The 16,779-nt window shown below is 41.5% G+C and carries 13 protein-coding genes; 11 read left to right on the plus strand and 2 right to left on the minus strand.

The genetic code is table 11. The annotated features are described in order from the left end of the window. The first annotated feature begins 85 nt into the window (after positions 1 to 85). The 5 genes from V7K62_RS30615 to V7K62_RS30635 all read left to right on the plus strand — a co-directional run bounded on the left by V7K62_RS30615 (position 86) and on the right by V7K62_RS30635 (position 9,651). Positions 86 to 3,130, plus strand: coding sequence for a hybrid sensor histidine kinase/response regulator (locus V7K62_RS30615; RefSeq protein ID WP_334870882.1), 3,045 nt, complete (start codon positions 86 to 88; stop codon positions 3,128 to 3,130). A gap of 724 nt (positions 3,131 to 3,854) precedes the next feature. Continuing rightward, complete coding sequence (locus V7K62_RS30620) at positions 3,855 to 4,301, plus strand: hypothetical protein (protein ID WP_334870884.1); 447 nt, start codon at positions 3,855 to 3,857, stop codon at positions 4,299 to 4,301. Positions 4,302 to 4,406: 105 nt separating this feature from the next. Next, positions 4,407 to 7,205, plus strand: a complete 2,799-nt coding sequence (locus V7K62_RS30625; protein WP_334870886.1) for an NACHT domain-containing protein — start codon at positions 4,407 to 4,409, stop codon at positions 7,203 to 7,205. Between the two features lie 722 nt (positions 7,206 to 7,927). Continuing rightward, positions 7,928 to 8,497, plus strand: coding sequence for a Uma2 family endonuclease (locus V7K62_RS30630; protein ID WP_334870888.1), 570 nt, complete (start codon positions 7,928 to 7,930; stop codon positions 8,495 to 8,497). Positions 8,498 to 8,721: 224 nt separating this feature from the next. After that, positions 8,722 to 9,651 (plus strand): PEP-CTERM sorting domain-containing protein, encoded by a 930-nt coding sequence (locus V7K62_RS30635; RefSeq protein ID WP_334870890.1) that lies wholly within the window; start codon positions 8,722 to 8,724, stop codon positions 9,649 to 9,651. Positions 9,652 to 9,784: 133 nt separating this feature from the next. Here the strand turns inward: V7K62_RS30635 and V7K62_RS30640 are convergent, their stop codons facing one another. Further along, the gene (locus V7K62_RS30640) at positions 9,785 to 10,069 is read right to left on the minus strand and encodes a DUF427 domain-containing protein (protein WP_334870892.1); all 285 of its coding nucleotides are present in this window, start codon (positions 10,067 to 10,069) and stop codon (positions 9,785 to 9,787) included. Between the two features lie 256 nt (positions 10,070 to 10,325). Further along, positions 10,326 to 10,904 carry a DUF4360 domain-containing protein gene (locus V7K62_RS30645; protein WP_334870894.1) on the minus strand — a complete coding sequence of 193 codons (579 nt, stop codon included), beginning with the start codon at positions 10,902 to 10,904 and terminating at the stop codon, positions 10,326 to 10,328. A 411-nt stretch (positions 10,905 to 11,315) separates the two neighbouring features. On the opposite strand from V7K62_RS30645, the gene V7K62_RS30650 reads away from it, so the two are divergent. From V7K62_RS30650 to V7K62_RS30675, 6 genes are all read left to right on the plus strand, one after another. Next, positions 11,316 to 12,545, plus strand: coding sequence for a damage-control phosphatase ARMT1 family protein (locus V7K62_RS30650; RefSeq protein WP_442937358.1), 1,230 nt, complete (start codon positions 11,316 to 11,318; stop codon positions 12,543 to 12,545). Between the two features lie 126 nt (positions 12,546 to 12,671). Continuing rightward, complete coding sequence (locus V7K62_RS30655) at positions 12,672 to 12,887, plus strand: hypothetical protein (protein WP_334870898.1); 216 nt, start codon at positions 12,672 to 12,674, stop codon at positions 12,885 to 12,887. A gap of 7 nt (positions 12,888 to 12,894) precedes the next feature. Further along, complete coding sequence (locus tag V7K62_RS30660) at positions 12,895 to 13,320, plus strand: type II toxin-antitoxin system VapC family toxin (protein ID WP_334870900.1); 426 nt, start codon at positions 12,895 to 12,897, stop codon at positions 13,318 to 13,320. Between the two features lie 135 nt (positions 13,321 to 13,455). Next, positions 13,456 to 15,027, plus strand: a complete 1,572-nt coding sequence (locus V7K62_RS30665) for a metallophosphoesterase (RefSeq protein WP_334870902.1) — start codon at positions 13,456 to 13,458, stop codon at positions 15,025 to 15,027. 426 nt (positions 15,028 to 15,453) lie between these two features. Continuing rightward, the gene (locus tag V7K62_RS30670; RefSeq protein ID WP_334870904.1) at positions 15,454 to 16,212 is read left to right on the plus strand and encodes a YebC/PmpR family DNA-binding transcriptional regulator; all 759 of its coding nucleotides are present in this window, start codon (positions 15,454 to 15,456) and stop codon (positions 16,210 to 16,212) included. A gap of 328 nt (positions 16,213 to 16,540) precedes the next feature. Continuing rightward, positions 16,541 to 16,720 (plus strand): hypothetical protein, encoded by a 180-nt coding sequence (locus tag V7K62_RS30675; RefSeq protein ID WP_334870906.1) that lies wholly within the window; start codon positions 16,541 to 16,543, stop codon positions 16,718 to 16,720. The last annotated feature ends 59 nt before the right edge of the window (positions 16,721 to 16,779 follow it).

The raw sequence follows: 16,779 nt of genomic DNA on the forward strand, positions 1-16,779 counted from the left end.
TGACGCCACGTGCTTCACTTGGGGAAACCCCAAGACCGCAGTTGGCTCACAAATGACAAATGACAAATGACTATTAACAAAAACCATGCTACAAGATAAAGAACTAGAAATCCAGATGCAGTTTCTGGAAGAAGCAACAGATTACTTAAATACCTTAGAAGGGGTATTGTTAGAAATCGATACTACTAACCGCATCGATTTGGATAAAATCAATGCTGCACTCCGGGCCACTCATTCTATTAAAGGTGGCGCGGGGATGATGGGATTTAGATCGCTAAGTGATTTATCTCACCGTTTGGAAGATTCTTTTAAAGTTTTAAAAACTAAAAAAAATTCTCTAGAAATTGATACTCAGTTGCAAAGTTTATTGCTATCTGGAGTTGACTGGCTGCGTCAGATTGTAGAATTGCTGGCAGAAGGAAATGTTGTCGAAGATCAGTGGTTAGCAACCTTTTGTTACCCAATTTTTGATGAGTTGCACGATCGCTTGGGCGACCCCACCCCAGAAGATGCCTCAACCATGCTATCCCCAGAGGATGGACAAGACGTTATTCCCTTGCTATTTGCAACAGAAGTAGAAGAGTGTTTGCAGCGTCTAGAATCTATATTGGCAAATAGCGAACAGCCCGGATTGCATGAAGAAGTTGTGATCATGGCTGCTGAATTGGGCGGTTTGGGGGAAATGCTCCAGTTGCCAGCTTTTACCAAGCTTTGTGAGTCAGTAACGCAGCACTTGGAAACTGTTAGCAGCGAACGCATTCCCGAAATTGCCCAGTTAGCATTGCAAGCATGGCGGCGATCGCAAGCTTTGGTGCTGACAAATCAGCTAGATAACTTGCCTACAGAAATTGACTTGGGTAGTTATACGCAATCCCAGCCACTATTACCAGCAGAAGTAATACCACAGCTTCTGCCCACAGATACCCTCGACACAGCAATAGTCTCAACAGCTGTTTGGCAAGCAGAGATAACTCCAGAAACTTGGACTAAAGATGAAGCGTTGGCACAGCCCACCGCAGGTATTGCAGCCAAATTTACATTTGTGGATGCAGAATTTGCCGATGATGTAAATGCTGTCAATGTCACAGAGCAAAATACTATATTTAATAGAGAAGATAATCCTCCAGATGCTAGATTTGGCGAAAGCAAAGGAGAGCCGGTTGCAGTTGCTAAAGATCGGGAAATTCATGAAAATAGCGTCCGAGTTCCTAGCAAACAACTAGAGCAAATTAATGATTTATTTGGCGAACTGATTGTTCAACGTAATGGGTTAAACTCCCAACTAGAAAGATTACGCAAACTCGTTCGTAACCTCAACCAACGAGTCCAAGTTCTCGACCGAGAAAACCAGGAATTACGTATAGTCTACGACAAAATTTCCACTCAAGCTACCATGTCTAATGGGGGGCGGCTACAAGCTGAAAATGGCCACCAAATACAAGGTACAGACAGGGAATTTGATGCCTTAGAAATGGATCGCTATAACGAATTAAACCTGCGATCGCAGGAAGTGATGGAAACCATTGTTCAGGTACAGGAAGTCACAACTGATGTGCAACTTAGTGTAGATGATACAGACCATATTGCTCGGAAACTAAACAAAACATCGAAACAGTTACAGACAAAGCTAAATCACATCCGAATGCGGCCGCTGTCCGATTTAATCGAACGTTTTCCCAGAGCTTTACGCGATTTAAATGTGGAGTATGGAAAAAATGTCCAGTTAAAAATTGAAGGTGGCAACACTTTAATTGAACGCAGCATTTTAGAAGCTTTAAACGAACCTTTAATGCACCTGTTAAGGAATGCCTTCGATCACGGTATCGAAGACTCTACCACTCGCCGCCTTCTGGGTAAACCAGAACAAGGATTAATTGAAATTACAGCTACTCACCGCAGTAATCGCACACTCATTACTATCCGTGATGATGGTTGGGGCATTTCTCTGGAAAAAATTCGCACCCGCGCCCTAGCTATGGGATTGGATGCTTCTCTACTTGCTAATGCTAGTGATGAAGAACTGTTATCACTAATTTTTGAACCAGGTTTTACCACCTCCGAGCAAGTGACAGCATTATCTGGTCGCGGTGTCGGTATGGATGTGGTTCGCAACAACCTCAAACTAATTCGAGGAGATGTCAAAGTTGATACGGAACCAGGAGTTGGTACTACCTTCACCCTCTCAGTACCGTTTACACTTTCTGTTGCGCGAGTTCTGCTAGTAGAAATCAACAAGATTCTATTAGCATTTCCCACAGATGTGATTTCAGAAATATCTTTACTCCAAGACGAGCGAGTTTTCCAAATGGCTGGTAGCGAAGTTTTAAATTGGCAAGGAACTATGCTGCCACTGATTCGCTTAACTCGTTATTTAGAGTTTAATTGCCTACGCTACGATAGCCCAGAGTTGGAAATTCCGGCAGCTATTAATACTAACAGTGTATTAGTAGTCAAAGGTAATAATCAGCCGGTAGCAATCCAAATAGACCGTTGTTGGGGTGAACAAGAAGTTGCTATCCGTCAAGTCGAGGGAAATATACCTTTACCTGAAGGCTTCAGCAACTGTACAATTCTCGGTGACGGTCGAGTAGTGCCACTAGTTAATGTTAATGAGTTACTGTATTGGATTGCTACTAATCGGAAGACACCGAGAGGTACTCAATTACCATCGGCAAGGTTAAAAACACCGTTCCTTATATTTGATGAAGAGAAAATATCAGCCGCATCTATTAAACAAAAAGGCACAATTTTAATCGTAGATGACTCGATTAATGTTCGCCGCTTCTTAGCCCTGACTCTTGAAAAAGGAGGGTATCAAGTAGAGCAAGCTAAAGATGGTCAAGATGCCTTAGAAAAACTCCATAGTGGATTGAGGGTTGAGGCAGTAATTTGTGATATTGAAATGCCTCGCCTTGATGGTTATGGCTTTTTAGGTAAGGTAAATTCAGATGTTGATACAAAAAATATTCCAGTTGCGATGCTGACTTCTCGCAGCAGCATTAAACATCGACAATTGGCTATGCAATTGGGGGCGCGAGCTTACTTTTCTAAACCTTATAACGAGCAAGAGTTACTCCAAACCCTGGAGGAAATAATTCATCCTGTAGCCGAAAAGGTAGCGTCTAATTAAAAATTGATAACTCATAATCGGGTTTCAGATATTTTCGTAGGGTGCGTTAGTGCCTTGGCGACTAGAAGTCGCGGCTACACAAACAAAACCCACCTCCGTGGGTTAAAAATTTGACTTTTTCGTTAGTCCGCGCACAGAGGAGTAGTATGAATTCAGCGATCGCACTCTCCACAATCGGGTGGATTAACAATTTTTGCTATTTGCTACTTCCTTACAACTAAGAGGATGTTTTAAAAGTGTTCGGCTGTAATTTTAGGCACTTCTAGATCCCCCCTAACCCCCCTTAAAAAGTGGGGAACCGGAATCAAAGTCCCCCAATTTATCGGGGGATTTAGGGGGATCTAAAACGTTTTGCTACCCACCAGAGAACTTTTAAAACATCCTCTAAGAAGCAAGCTGGATAATTGCTAATTAATTGCGTGATATACTGAGTTATCTTGGCAATAATCACCAAGCTTTTGCGAAATGGTATTTGTCACGCTTGAAGTAATTACTGACATAAGTAGAGCAGCGTGAATAATTCAAGGTTTGTAGTAAGGACTTTAGTCCTAATTTGAGGGCTGTTCGCGAAGCGTTCCCGCAGGGTAGCCCTCTCTACGAGACGCTACGCGTAGCTTGCTTCCCCAAAGGGGTACACTACGAACTCATCTCAAGATTTTTTACATTACTTAATTTACTTTGATTTATTCTCACCTACTTACTTACACTTATCTATAGTGAATTTATGGTAACTGTAACGCTGACGGCTGTTGCTACTGCGATCGCAACTACACTTTGGACTAAAGCACAGGAGAAAATCGGCGAAAACATTGGTGATGCTACATGGACACTAGGTGGTAAGTTAATCGGATTACTCCGCCAGAAGAATAAATCACCATTACTCACCAGTGCTGTTGAGGGAAATGAACCGCAGCGATTAGATTATGGTCAAGCTGTGCTGGAACTGAAAGCAGCAGCAGACGCAGACCCAGAAATTGCTCAAGCTGTTGTGGAAGTGGAAGCAGCAGTCAACAATGACCAGTCTGAGAATGCTAAGGAAATTCAAAAATTAGTAAAATTATTAGAACAAATCAACTCGCACCCGTCAGTTGTCAACAATGCAAAGTTAGCAGATGAGATTAAGAATCTCTTCCAAGGCAATCAATTTAGCGGCCCAGTCACGTTTAACTGACTACAGCCGTCTCAAGGGGAGGATGGGACAAAGTTAACTCCCGATCGCTGGCGTGAAGTCTGTCGTGAAATATTGATAGAACGGCGATCGCTGACTACAAATCCTTTGACATCAACTGAGGGAGTCACCCTGCAAGTTGATGATGTTTACGTACCACTGGGATTAGTTGAGCGCAAAAAACCATCCAAGCCTCAAGGTGATATTTCTCCAGAACAGGGTTCAGAACTGTACAAGGAGACAGAAATCACCAAAACATTTGAGCATGATGCTTTTCTTGAACAACTTCTCAAACAGAAGAACACGCCTAAAAGTCAAGGTAAGCGAATCGCAATTATTGGCGAACCAGGAGCAGGAAAGACAACACTGTTACAGCAGATTGCTGATTGGGTATCTCGTGAGATTCACCAGTCCATTGTGATTTGGGTATCTTTAGCAGATTTGCGAGAGAAGGAACTAAAATCTTATCTGTTAGAGAGTTGGTTAACTCAGGTGGCTGAGAAAACAGGTAAAGCTGAAGCCACTAAGCAACTTAAGGATGATTTTGTTGCTTTATTTAATCAAAATAATGTGTGGTTGCTGCTAGATGGGTTAGATGAAATGTCCGCATCTAATCCTCTAACAGAAATTGCCCGACAATTCCGTGAAGCAGGGTTTATTTCTCAAGCGCGAATTGTGCTGACCTGTCGGGTTAATCTGTGGGATGGTAGCATTAATGCACTTGATGATTTTGATACTTATCGCAGTTTAGATTTTTCTTATCCACAACAGGTAGAGAGATTTATTGACAAATGGTTCACTGCTATTCCCGAAACTGGGAAGCAGTTATGTACTGCGTTGAAAGAATCAGGTAAAGAACGGATTCAGGATTTAGTGAAAAATCCTCTGCGGTTGACGCTGCTGTGCTTGAATTGGCAATCAGGAGATGGCAAATTACCGGATACTCAAGCCGGACTCTATCAGCAATTTGTTGATGACTTCTACAAGTGGAAAAAAGAGGAATTTGCTACAAACTCTCACCAGCGTCAGCAACTCAATATCAAATTGGGGGAATTGGCTAAAGCAGCAATAGACACAGAAGCAACCCGTTTTCGCTTACGGCAGGATTTTGTTAGTCAGTTTTTGGGTGATGTTGATGATGACAATTCGCTTTTGAAATTGGCACTAAATCGCGGCTGGCTAAACTGTGTAGGGATAGATGCAAATAGAAAACCTGTTTACGCTTTCTTTCATGCCTCGTTTCAAGAGTACTTTGCGGCTAAAGCAATTGATGACTGGCATTTCTTTCTCAACCATTTTCCCAACAATCCCAGTCAAGGAACTTATCGCATCTTTGAACCGCAATGGAAGCAAACAATATTACTTTGGTTAGGGCGAGAAGAAGAAAACCTCAAACAGCAAAAGCAAGAGTTTATTGATGCTTTAGTTAATTTTAAAGATGGATGTAGTCAGTGGAATAGGAAAGATGTAGGATTTTATGAATATCACGCTTCAGATAAAGGATTTTATGAATATCACGCTTATTCTTTAGCATCTGTGGGAATTGCTGAGTTTAATGATTGTTCTAAAGCAGATGAAATAGTTAAGCAAATTGTTAAGTGGGGCTTTGGTTATTTTGATACCATACAACAAGAGTGGATACAACAACTCTCCTATAGATTTACAGACGAAGTTAAGTCAATACTGCAACAGACAGACCGTAAAAAAGCGATCGCGGCCTTGGTGCAACTGCTGCAATCAACTAATGTGGATAACTACACCCGTTCACAGGCAGCATCTAGCTTAGGGGAAATTGGCACAGGCAATGAAATTGCGATCGCTACCTTGGTGCAACTGCTGCAATCAAAAGGTGTGTATGACGACACCCATAGGCAGGCAGCATCTAGCTTAGAGAAAATCGACCCAGACAATGAAATTGCGATCGCTACCTTGGTGCAACTACTGCAATCAAAAGATGCGTATGACAACACCTATAGGGAGGCGGCAGAAAGCTTAGGGAAAATCAACCCAGGCAATGAAATTGCGATCACAACCTTGGTGCAACTGGTGCAATCAACTAATGTGGATGACTTCACCCGTATGCAGGCAGCATCTAGCTTAGGGAAAATCGACCCAGGCAATAAAATTGCAATCGCTACCTTAGTACAACCGCTGCAATCAACATCTGTAGATGACTTCACCCGTTGGCAGGCAGCATCTAGCTTAGGGCAAATCGGCACTGGCAATGAAACTGTGATCGCTGCCTTGGTGGAACTGTTGCAATCAACAACTGTGGATGACAATACCCGTAGGCAGGCAGCAGATAGCTTAGGGCAAATCGGCACTGGTAATGAAACTGCGATCGCTGCCTTGGTGGAACTGTTGCAATCAACAACTGTGGATGACTTCACCCGTTGGCAGGCAGCATCAAGCTTAAGGCAAATCGGCATTGGCAATGAAACTGCGACTGTGGATGACTTCACCCGTAGGCAGGCAGCAGATAGCTTAGGGAAAATCTACCCAGGCAATGAAATTGCGATCGCCGCCTTGGTGCAACTGCTGCAATCAACAACTGTGGATGACAATACCCGTAGGCAGGCAGCATCAAGCTTAGGTGAAATCGGCACTGGCAATGAAATTGCGATCGCTGCCTTAGTGCAACTGTTGCAATCAACAACTGTGGATGACAATACCCGTAGGCAGGCAGCATCAAGTTTAGAGAAAATCATACAAGACAATAACCATCGCTTTGCAGTAGTCAAAACTTTAAGTGGTTATTGGCAATTGAATTATCAGTACTACGATTTAGTCTGGAAATGCGCCCAGAATATGCCTTATCCCGATTTCTATCAAGCTTGGCATCAGCGTAATCTTGCTACTCGTGTAATGCGAAACTTAAAGAAAATCCTCTTCACAAGAATAATTTAACTACTTTTGCACCAGCGAGGTTACAAATGAAGTTCTCATGGTAACGGCAGCTTGCCCATTTGTTACAAAGACAGACGCGGACGTTACCAATGTTTGTCTGTTAGCAACAACAGCTTAAGCATTTATTATAAATGGATACTCATTTGCTGCGATCGGCTACTCATTTGTAGCGATCGCTGTCTCATTCATAACAAATGCTTAAAATTTAAGCTAATAAATTAAGCATTACTTATAAATGTCTACTCATTTGTAGCAATTGTCTACTAATTCATAACAAATGCTTAAAATTTAAGCTAATAAATTAAGCATTACTTATAAATGTCTACTCATTTACAGCAATTGTCTACTCATTTATAACAAATGCTGTCGCATTCATAATAAATACTTAAAATTTAAGCTAATAAATTAAGCATTACTTATAAATGAATACTCATTTGTAGCTTAGAGGAACTTCAATTTCTTCAATTCGCCATGCAGCTTATCCGTTGGTAAGGAAAACTTGTCCGTTCGTTAACAACACAACTTGTTTGGTTCAAAATGCTTATCTCTGGCAAAGCTTATGCGATCGTTACTACAACTTAAGCAAAATTTATCAATACAAGTCTTAACCACAGCTTACAGCTATTTTCAGGTAAGCAACATCACTGGAGTTTAGGCTCACTCCCTAAAATCCCAGGGCAGAAAATGCTAAGATTCCAATCAAATATGGCATTTGCACAGCTATGACAAGTACGCTGCACAAATCAATCTCCTTAGCAGAGTTCCTCAAACTGCCAGAAACAGAACCTGCTAGTGAATTTATCGATGGTCGTATCTACCAGAAACCAATGCCACAAGGCAAACATTCCCGCCTACAACTAAAACTTTGTAACGCAATTAGCCAAGTTGCTGAAGAACAAGAAATTGCCTTGGCTTTTCCAGAATTACGCTGTACTTTTGGCGGACGTTCGATTCTCCCAGACGTGAGTGTATTTGCTTGGGAACGGATTCCTTTTGATGCTAATGGGGAAATTGAAAATACCTTTGGAATTTATCCTGATTGGACAATTGAAATTCTTTCACCAGAACAGAATACAACCAAGGTAATTATAAATATTCTTCACTGTCTAAAACATGGTACTCGATTAGGGTGGTTGATCGATCCAGATGAACGCTTAGTATTAGTATTTTTGCCAGGACAGCAACCTATAGAGATGACTGGAGATGAAGTATTGCCTGTACCTGAATTTTTGCAACTTAATTTAACAGTTACGCAGGTTTTTACATGGCTAAAACCAACAAAAGTTAGTTGATAAAGATAATTAATATTCAGTTAGAAAATGTCAGATCGTGTTTGCCAAATTACCCATAATAAAGAACCCCACCCCCAACCCCTAAGAGCAAGCGAGGAGGGGAGACAAAGGAGAGTTTTGGGTCTTTGGGGTTCTGCGGGTTTAATAAGTAATCAATCCGACATAATATAAGACTAATATCTCAGAACTTTTTAATTTTGACAAATTAATCCGAGGAGTTTTAGGTGGCAAAAAACAATAGAAAAAAGGCTGTTGCTGAAGCTATTTCCATAGCCGTCGCTTTGGGTTGGGTGATAATGCAAGTGGAATCAGCCCAAGCTGCGACGTTGACGGTTAACAATCTCAATGATAGTGGCGTTGGCTCATTGCGAGATACTATCAACATTGCAAGTAACAATGACGTGGTAGAGTTCTTATTGGGAAATAATCCTAGTACAATTACCTTGACCAGTGGGGCACTTGCGATGCCTGCGGCGGGCTACGCCTACGCTAAAAATCTTACTATCAATGGGCCAGGTGCTAACTTACTTACCATCAGTGGCAATAATCAATTCCCTGTGTTTGATATTAGCGGTGCGAATGTTACATTTTCTGGGCTAGCGATCGCTGGTAATATCAATGCTTACAATTCTAGTAACGTAACGTTTATCAATAGCACCATCAGCGGCGACAATGTGAATATAGATAGTAACCTAACACTTATCAATAGCACTATCAGCAGCGAGCGTTTGGCGATCAATGGTGAACTAACGGGAATCAATGATAGTAATGTAACGGCTCTCAGTAGTACCACCATTGGCGGCAATTTAACTAGCTCTAGCGGCACTTTAACTATCTCTACTGGTAGGCTGGATATTAACGATGGTATGAATAATTCAGAAGCAGCAGGCAGTATAACTGTTACAGCCGATAGCATTGTCCTAATAAGTGGTAGTCAGGTAACGACTCCTATCAGCGTCGTCAAGGGCAATTCTGGACAAATTAACGCTGGTAGCAATGATTCAGGAGCAGGAGGCAACATTACTATTACATCTGGTACCCTTTTACTGACAACAGTACCCGAACCAAGTGCGATCGCTGGTACTATACTTGCTGGTAGTCTGGCTTGGCTGGCGAAGAGAAAGCAAGTAGCATTTCGCAAGGCAAAGGTATAATTACTTATTCAAATAAATTCGTAAATAAAATAGTTTAAATAATTAGCCCGCGCAGGCGGGCTAATTATTTAATGAGCAATTAGTCGAACGTAATATCAATTACCTGAAACTAAAATACTTCTAGGAACCTTTATTAAGCCTCGACTTTTACACCCTTCCAGAAGGCGACATAGCCTTCAATGTTCTTAGCTTTCTCCTTAGCGCTGGGATAGTACCAAGCGGCATCTTTATTGATTTGCCCATCAACGTCGATACTGTAGTAACTGGCGACACCTTTCCAAGGACAAGTAGTGTGGGTGTTACTTTCAGTAAAGTACTGTTTGTGAATGGTGTCAATAGGGAAATAATGGTTGCCTTCCACAAGTACAGTATTATCACTCTCGGCTAAAACTGCTCCATTCCAAATTGCTTTTGGCATAAATGACTTTGTAAATAAACTATACACATAACATTTTGACACTATTAGCTTATTTGTAGTAAATTTATCTTGAAAATTAAAAGCATAAACTTCTATCGTAAAGATTGTCTTTTTGATAATGGGTATTAAATAAAAGCCGAATCTATTTAAATCACGCTGTAGAAGTACAGTGTTGATGTGCTTCTACAGCGTTGTTTATTTAGCATTCTACTAATTGGTGTAGTAAAACATCTGAAAATCGCGAATTAGTAATTAGTTAAACGCAGCGGCGATATCTGAGGTGATAAATTAAGCCACGGTTAGCAAGATCAAAGGAGTCAACGGTGGCCATCCCGGCACCAGTGGCACGCATCGAAGCATTCACCCGCATATTTACACTATCGCCACAGGCTGACCAAACATTAGCTACGGTCGCCAAGCTATCTCGAACGAAATAGTCAGTTCCGCCCATCAAACTCCGAGTAAAAACCGGGCCGCGACTCCCAGCGAAAAAGTACTCTGCTCGTAACGTCCCAGTGGTTGCGGCAGCAACATAGCCCCGATAATCAGCATCGTAAAGGGAAACTTGAAAGCCTTGAGGTAATTGGATACCAATGCTCAAATTACAGCTTTTACGGCTTTCTGCTTGGCTGTTAGCTAGGGCTATAAACTTGTCAAATAGAATGGTTAGCTCTTGACCATCAGGGCTAACAAAAACCGAGGCTGAGTTATCAGGGCAACCGTTACCACCATAGATTGCACCTGTAATTTGAACACTGGTAGTATCAGCAAAGGCAGGCCCAACTGAAGCGGTAATTAATGCAACCGCAGCAAAAAATGCTTTTATAAACTTCATATTTTTTATTTTTTCCTCACGAATTAATTAACTAGTATTTACCTAGTTATTTACTCTGAAATTCTACTAGGAATCATGGCTGAGTATCGGTCATTTTTATAAGTTGTACTGAAAGTATTCAAATCGTTACAAAAATTGGAGTGTAACTGGTGAGTCAACCCAATCTTCTCCCTTTAAAAGCCACTGCGTCGCGGGGATCATTCATGTCAAGTTGAGGTGAAAGCCCAGTCTGATAAGTATTTGAAAATAGACAAATCTAATTCCAGCTTCCTAAAGAGATTTTCTGATTTTCGGAAATACCTTGTTTGCAGCTATTGGTCAATTTATCCCGCTTTTGAGTTGATTAGGTTTGAAACAAAGTCGCACACGGCGTTAGAATAACTAAAAATATGAGGAGAAAAAAAGTTTGTGGTGAATATATCCCACATCCCCAAATTACCCATACCACCGTCTCTTTTGGGGTCAGAAGTCGGTTCTTTTACTGAGTTTACAGTTACTCAACGAATGCCTGCGATCGCTCGCCGAGTTATCACAGAAAATAATTTCTCATCTGAGATTAATACCAGCTTAGAGACGTTGGCTACAGAATTACCAACAGGATATGTGCGACCTCTTTTAAATGATACTGGTGTAGATTTTTCCGCCTGGAATACATATTTAGAATTCTACAAAGATCAACGTTGGGTAGATGTTCCCTGGTTTTTTGCCGAAACTTATTTTTTTCGGTTAATTCTGGAAATTACCAATTATTTTCGCCCTGGTATATGGCAAGATGTCGATCCATTTGAGTTACAAAAGTCTCAAGGTTTGGAAGCATCTCTGGATTCGATTATTCTGCTGTGTAGTCAGGCTAACAATTGGTTAGATAATTCCCAACTAGGGGAAGAATCAGACCAAACGGCTTTAATAGCATTGTTATATTTTGCTTTATGGGGAAATCGAGTAGACTTGAGTTTATGGTCAGCATTCGATAGTGACCGGAGTCGTTTTGATATTCAAACCCAATTAGCTCACATCTTAGTAAATGATTCCTCCCAAGTTACAGAATTGTTAACCAGTTCTCAGGGAGGACGAATTGATTTTATTTTAGATAATGCTGGTTTTGAACTTGTTTGTGATTTATGTTTAGTAGATTTTCTATTAACTAGCCGACTGGTTAATCAGGTTTATCTACACTTAAAACCACATCCAACTTTTGTATCTGATGCCATGATTAAGGATGTACATTACACAACAAAGTTTTTAGCCGCTACTGGAAATCAACAAGTTACATCCTTTGCTAAAAGATTGCAAGAAAATATTGCATCAGGGTGTTTGGTACTATCTGAAGATTACTTTTGGACATCGCCTTTAGCCTTTTGGGAAATACCCAATTCCCTTAAAAATGAGTTAGCTAATGCCAGTTTGGTTGTAGTCAAAGGAGATGCAAATTATCGCCGATTATTAGGCGATGGCCACTGGGAACTTACCACCAACATTGCAGATATAGTCTGCTACTTACCCGTGCCAATGGTAGCTCTACGCACCCTGAAGTCAGAAGTAGCAGTCGGTTTAAAACCAGAAGTTATTGAGGAAGTCGCAAAATCTGATTCTTCTTGGTTGACAAATGGACAGTGGGGTGTAATTCAGTTGGTGGTTTAGACAATTTTGAAAAATCGAGATAATTTGTAAGACAAGTATACGTATCTTCACTACTTATAGCGTTGTCTACCCTACCCGTATCACCACAACCAGCTTAGGATAGACTAGAAGCAATTTTTGAGGAAAATGGTAGAAAAAATCACAGCTGTGTTTAATGGCAAAGTGTTCTATCCATCTGAAGCGATCGCATTGCCAATCAATACCCGCGTGCGAATCAGTATTGAAATTTTACCGCCAAGTGAACATGAAACGGTATCATTTCTGCAAACGGCGCGATCGCTCAATCTGGAAGGGCCGCCTGACTGGTCTACCAATATAGATAAATATTTGTACAGTAAGTAAACTTTACATGCATTCTGAAGTCTTTCTTGATACATCATTTGTTATAGCCTTATCTGCACCGAGCGATCGCTTGCATGACCGAGCCTTATATCTGGCTAAAATGTTACAAGCAGCAGAAACTCGTTTGGTGACAACACAGGCGGTGATGTTGGAAATTGGCAATGCCTTATCCCAACAACCTTATCGTCAGGCGGCAATTATATTATTAAATTCTCTAGCAGCAGACTCCAAAGTAGAAATTGTCCCCCTTTCCCAGGAACTCTACGAACGTGCTTTCGAGCTATATCGGGAACGAACAGAGAAAGAATGGGGATTTATCGATTGCGTATCTTTTATTGTGATGGAATATAGCGGAATCACCGAAGCACTGACTGCTGATGAGCATTTTCAACAAGCAGGTTTTCGAGCATTATTGCGAGAAAATTTGCCTTAAGGATTGGGGATTGGGATTAGGGGAGAGGTGACAGGGAATAATCTGTAACCTTTACCCTATTCCCTTCTTCACTCCCCAATCCTTATTATTTCGTTACAATCGGTATGTGCGTTAGGCATTCAAGAGTTATCAGCCATGAAATTGATTTCCGATCCACCGATTCCTGTAAAAATTCACAAGATGAAGGAACGGGTGCGGTGGATGCATCCAAGTTTTGTGCAACGGAGAATTGACCAAACCTGCATGGTTATAGATGATGGCAGGAAAGATAATCCAGAATTTTCGTTTATGGTTATCGGTGATTCCGGTACCCAATCCCATTATCGAACCCACCCTCAACGAAAAGTTGCCGAATTGATGCTTCCTCACCGGGATGATTGCAGTTTTGTCTTGCACACCGGTGATGTAATCTATGTGGTTGGTTCCCAAGAATATTATTCAACAAACTTTATTGAACCTTACCGGGAATTTCTTGTCGGTGGCGACAACCCGAAAGACATTCCCTATGACCGTATGGTGTTTAATTTGCCGTTCTTGCCAGTACTTGGTAATCATGATTATTACGATGTGCCATTGATGTACCGTTTAGTTACTGGCACAACATCGTCACTACGCCGCCTGTTCCGCTACAAAGATATTGAGATTGGCTGGCATGGATCATATCAAGGTAATGCTTATGCACGGGCATTTATGGACTACACTCAGGCGATCGCTTCCCCACAAGAGTTAGAACGTCATTTAGATCGGCACTACACTGCTAAGACCGATACAGGGCGCTGTTTGCGTTATGAACCTGGACACTTTACCCGCTTACCCAATCGCTATTACACCTTTCGTTACGGCGGGATTGACTTTTTCGCACTGGATTCTAACACGTTTAATACACCATCACCCTTACCTGCAACTCAAGAGGGAGAAATTTACCGTCGGGAATTGCAAAAGCGTCGCGATGAGATAGATCGAGAAGAATTGCAGATTTTAAAAATATGCGATGGACTTAACCCAGATAAACCCACCGAAGCGGAACAACTCGATGACCTTAATGCCAAACTAGATCAAATCAACGAGATCAAAATTGACATTGAAAAACAACTAGCATCTGAGAAAATGCCTGCGATCGACTTTGAACAACTTGAATGGTTGCGAAGCAGACTAATCGAATCTTGGAACACCTCTGAAGTGCGGGGACGTGTAATCTTTTTCCACCATCCCCCCTACGTCACAGAAGCTACCAAGTGGAATCAGGCACAAACCTTGGCGGTTCGCCATCGCTTGCGCTGGGTGTTTGAACAAGTGGCAGAAACTCTTGGTTCTCTAATTAAAGAACGTCCCATAGTCGATTTGATTTTAAATGGTCACGCTCACTGTTTGGAGCATCTTTGCACAACTGATACCGGATTTGCAGACTCGCACATTAACTGTATTATCTCTGGTGGTAGCGGTCATCGTCCCCGTTATCAACGGCGAGAGGGAACTGAATTGATGGAGACTTTTGCTGAGATTGCAGGTAAACCCATTCGGAAAGTTGCAGATTCAATGCTTTTTGTGGGTCGTCATGACTACAATTTCCAGAACCGATTGCCTTACTCATGCGTGCGGATTGATGTTCTGGATGGTCGCCCGCCCAAGTTTATCATCAGACCGCTGATTACTGAACGGGTTAAAGAAGAGTGGTATAACAGTGAACTTGAACCTTTTGTGATTTAAACGGGATGCGATGCTACGGCGGTGAACTTCGCACCTGACAGCGCTTTTCAAGTAATTGAACTTACACCACAGCACATCCCGATTTGGCGGCGGATTTACACCTTGCCAAAGAGTTAAATGAATTACTTTATCTTCCTTAATACCAGGTAAGATACTTTGACATCCAACTAAAGCTAGTATGCCCACCAATAGTACAAGCAGCAAGCTCCTAAAGTAGTCTGACACTTTCTTGATTTTTCGCTTTGCATGGCGAAGAGGGGAAAAAAATCATGCATAATATTCATTAAATTGGGCATTGGGTATGGGGCATTGGTTCTTCTCCCTGATCTCCCCCACTCCCCACTCCCTTTTACCAAATGCACCTTTGCATCGGAGCAAAAACTAGGTATATCCTAATCTTGAATAGAGTTTTGATAATTTCAAATTATGGCAGGACATAGTAAATGGGCAAATATTAAGCGCCAGAAGGCAATAGTAGATGCAAAAAAGGGAAAAACTTTTACTCAGTTATCGCGGGCGATTATCGTTGCGGCTAGAAGTGGCGTCCCAGATCCGGCGCTGAATTTTCAACTTCGCACGGCAATTGACAAGGCAAAGGCCGCGAGTATCCCCAATGATAATATTGAACGAGCGATCGCTAAAGGTGCAGGCACTTTTGGCGGGGATAATGCTACCTTTGAAGCGATTCGCTACGAAGGTTACGGCCCTGGTGGTGTAGCGATTTTAATCGAAGCCCTCACAGATAATCGCAATCGCACTGCTGCTGACTTGCGTGTAGCTTTTAGTAAAAATGGTGGCAATCTTGGTGAAACAGGTTGCGTTAGCTGGATGTTTCACCAAAAAGGCGTTTGTGTCGTGCAGGGTGTGCTTGACGAAGAACAGCTTTTAGAAGCATCCCTCGCTGGCGGTGCCCAGTCTTATGAAATGACTGAAGATGAGATGGCTGAGGTATTTACTGATATTGCAAATTTAGAAACCCTTAGCCAAACACTCAAAGAGCAAGGCATTAAGGTAATTGATGCCGAATTGCGCTGGATTCCGAGTAATAGTGTAGAAGTTACCGATCTGGATCAGGCGCGATCGCTTTTCAAGTTAATTGATACTCTAGAAGGCTTGGATGATGTGCAAAATGTCACAGCGAACTTTGACATAGCAGAAGAATTGATGACTCTCAGCATTTCTTAATCAAAATTAATACAGACATCATAGCCAAATAGCAATTATTGAGATAATGTAAAAAATGGTACATTTACTCTGGAAATGCCAGGAAATATTTTTTAGCCAAGTATTCCCTGTAAGTCCTATAGCAATCCTATTTGATTTGTGGGAATTGCAAACCGCAGATCCCCGACTTTTTAAAGAAGTTGGGGATCTTGTTTCTGCGCGTTTGATTCAGGATTGCTATATAGTTTACGGATGTAAAAATAGACATGAAAGATTCATATCAATTACAAACTTATGACATACGCCTATTGGATAGTTAGATTGTTGATTACCTGATGAGGATTCTCAAGTGAATAAGTTCGCTAAAGCTTTACTTTTGGCTCTAGTCTTTGCTGCCCCTGTAACCGTTTTTGCATCTCAAGCTCAAGCTAATACTATCCATCATGCTGGCGTAAAAGCTGGTAAAGTTCATCACAGTAGACATCACAGACATCATGCTAAAAACCTAACTCATAAAGCTTATAAATAGTTACTATTACTAGCAAAAGTTTCTAGTAGCTCTGTAATAAAGTTTAGTGTTGGTTTCTC

Origin of the sequence: Nostoc sp. (assembly GCF_036917935.1) — a bacterium.
GTDB lineage: Bacteria > Cyanobacteriota > Cyanobacteriia > Cyanobacteriales > Nostocaceae > Nostoc.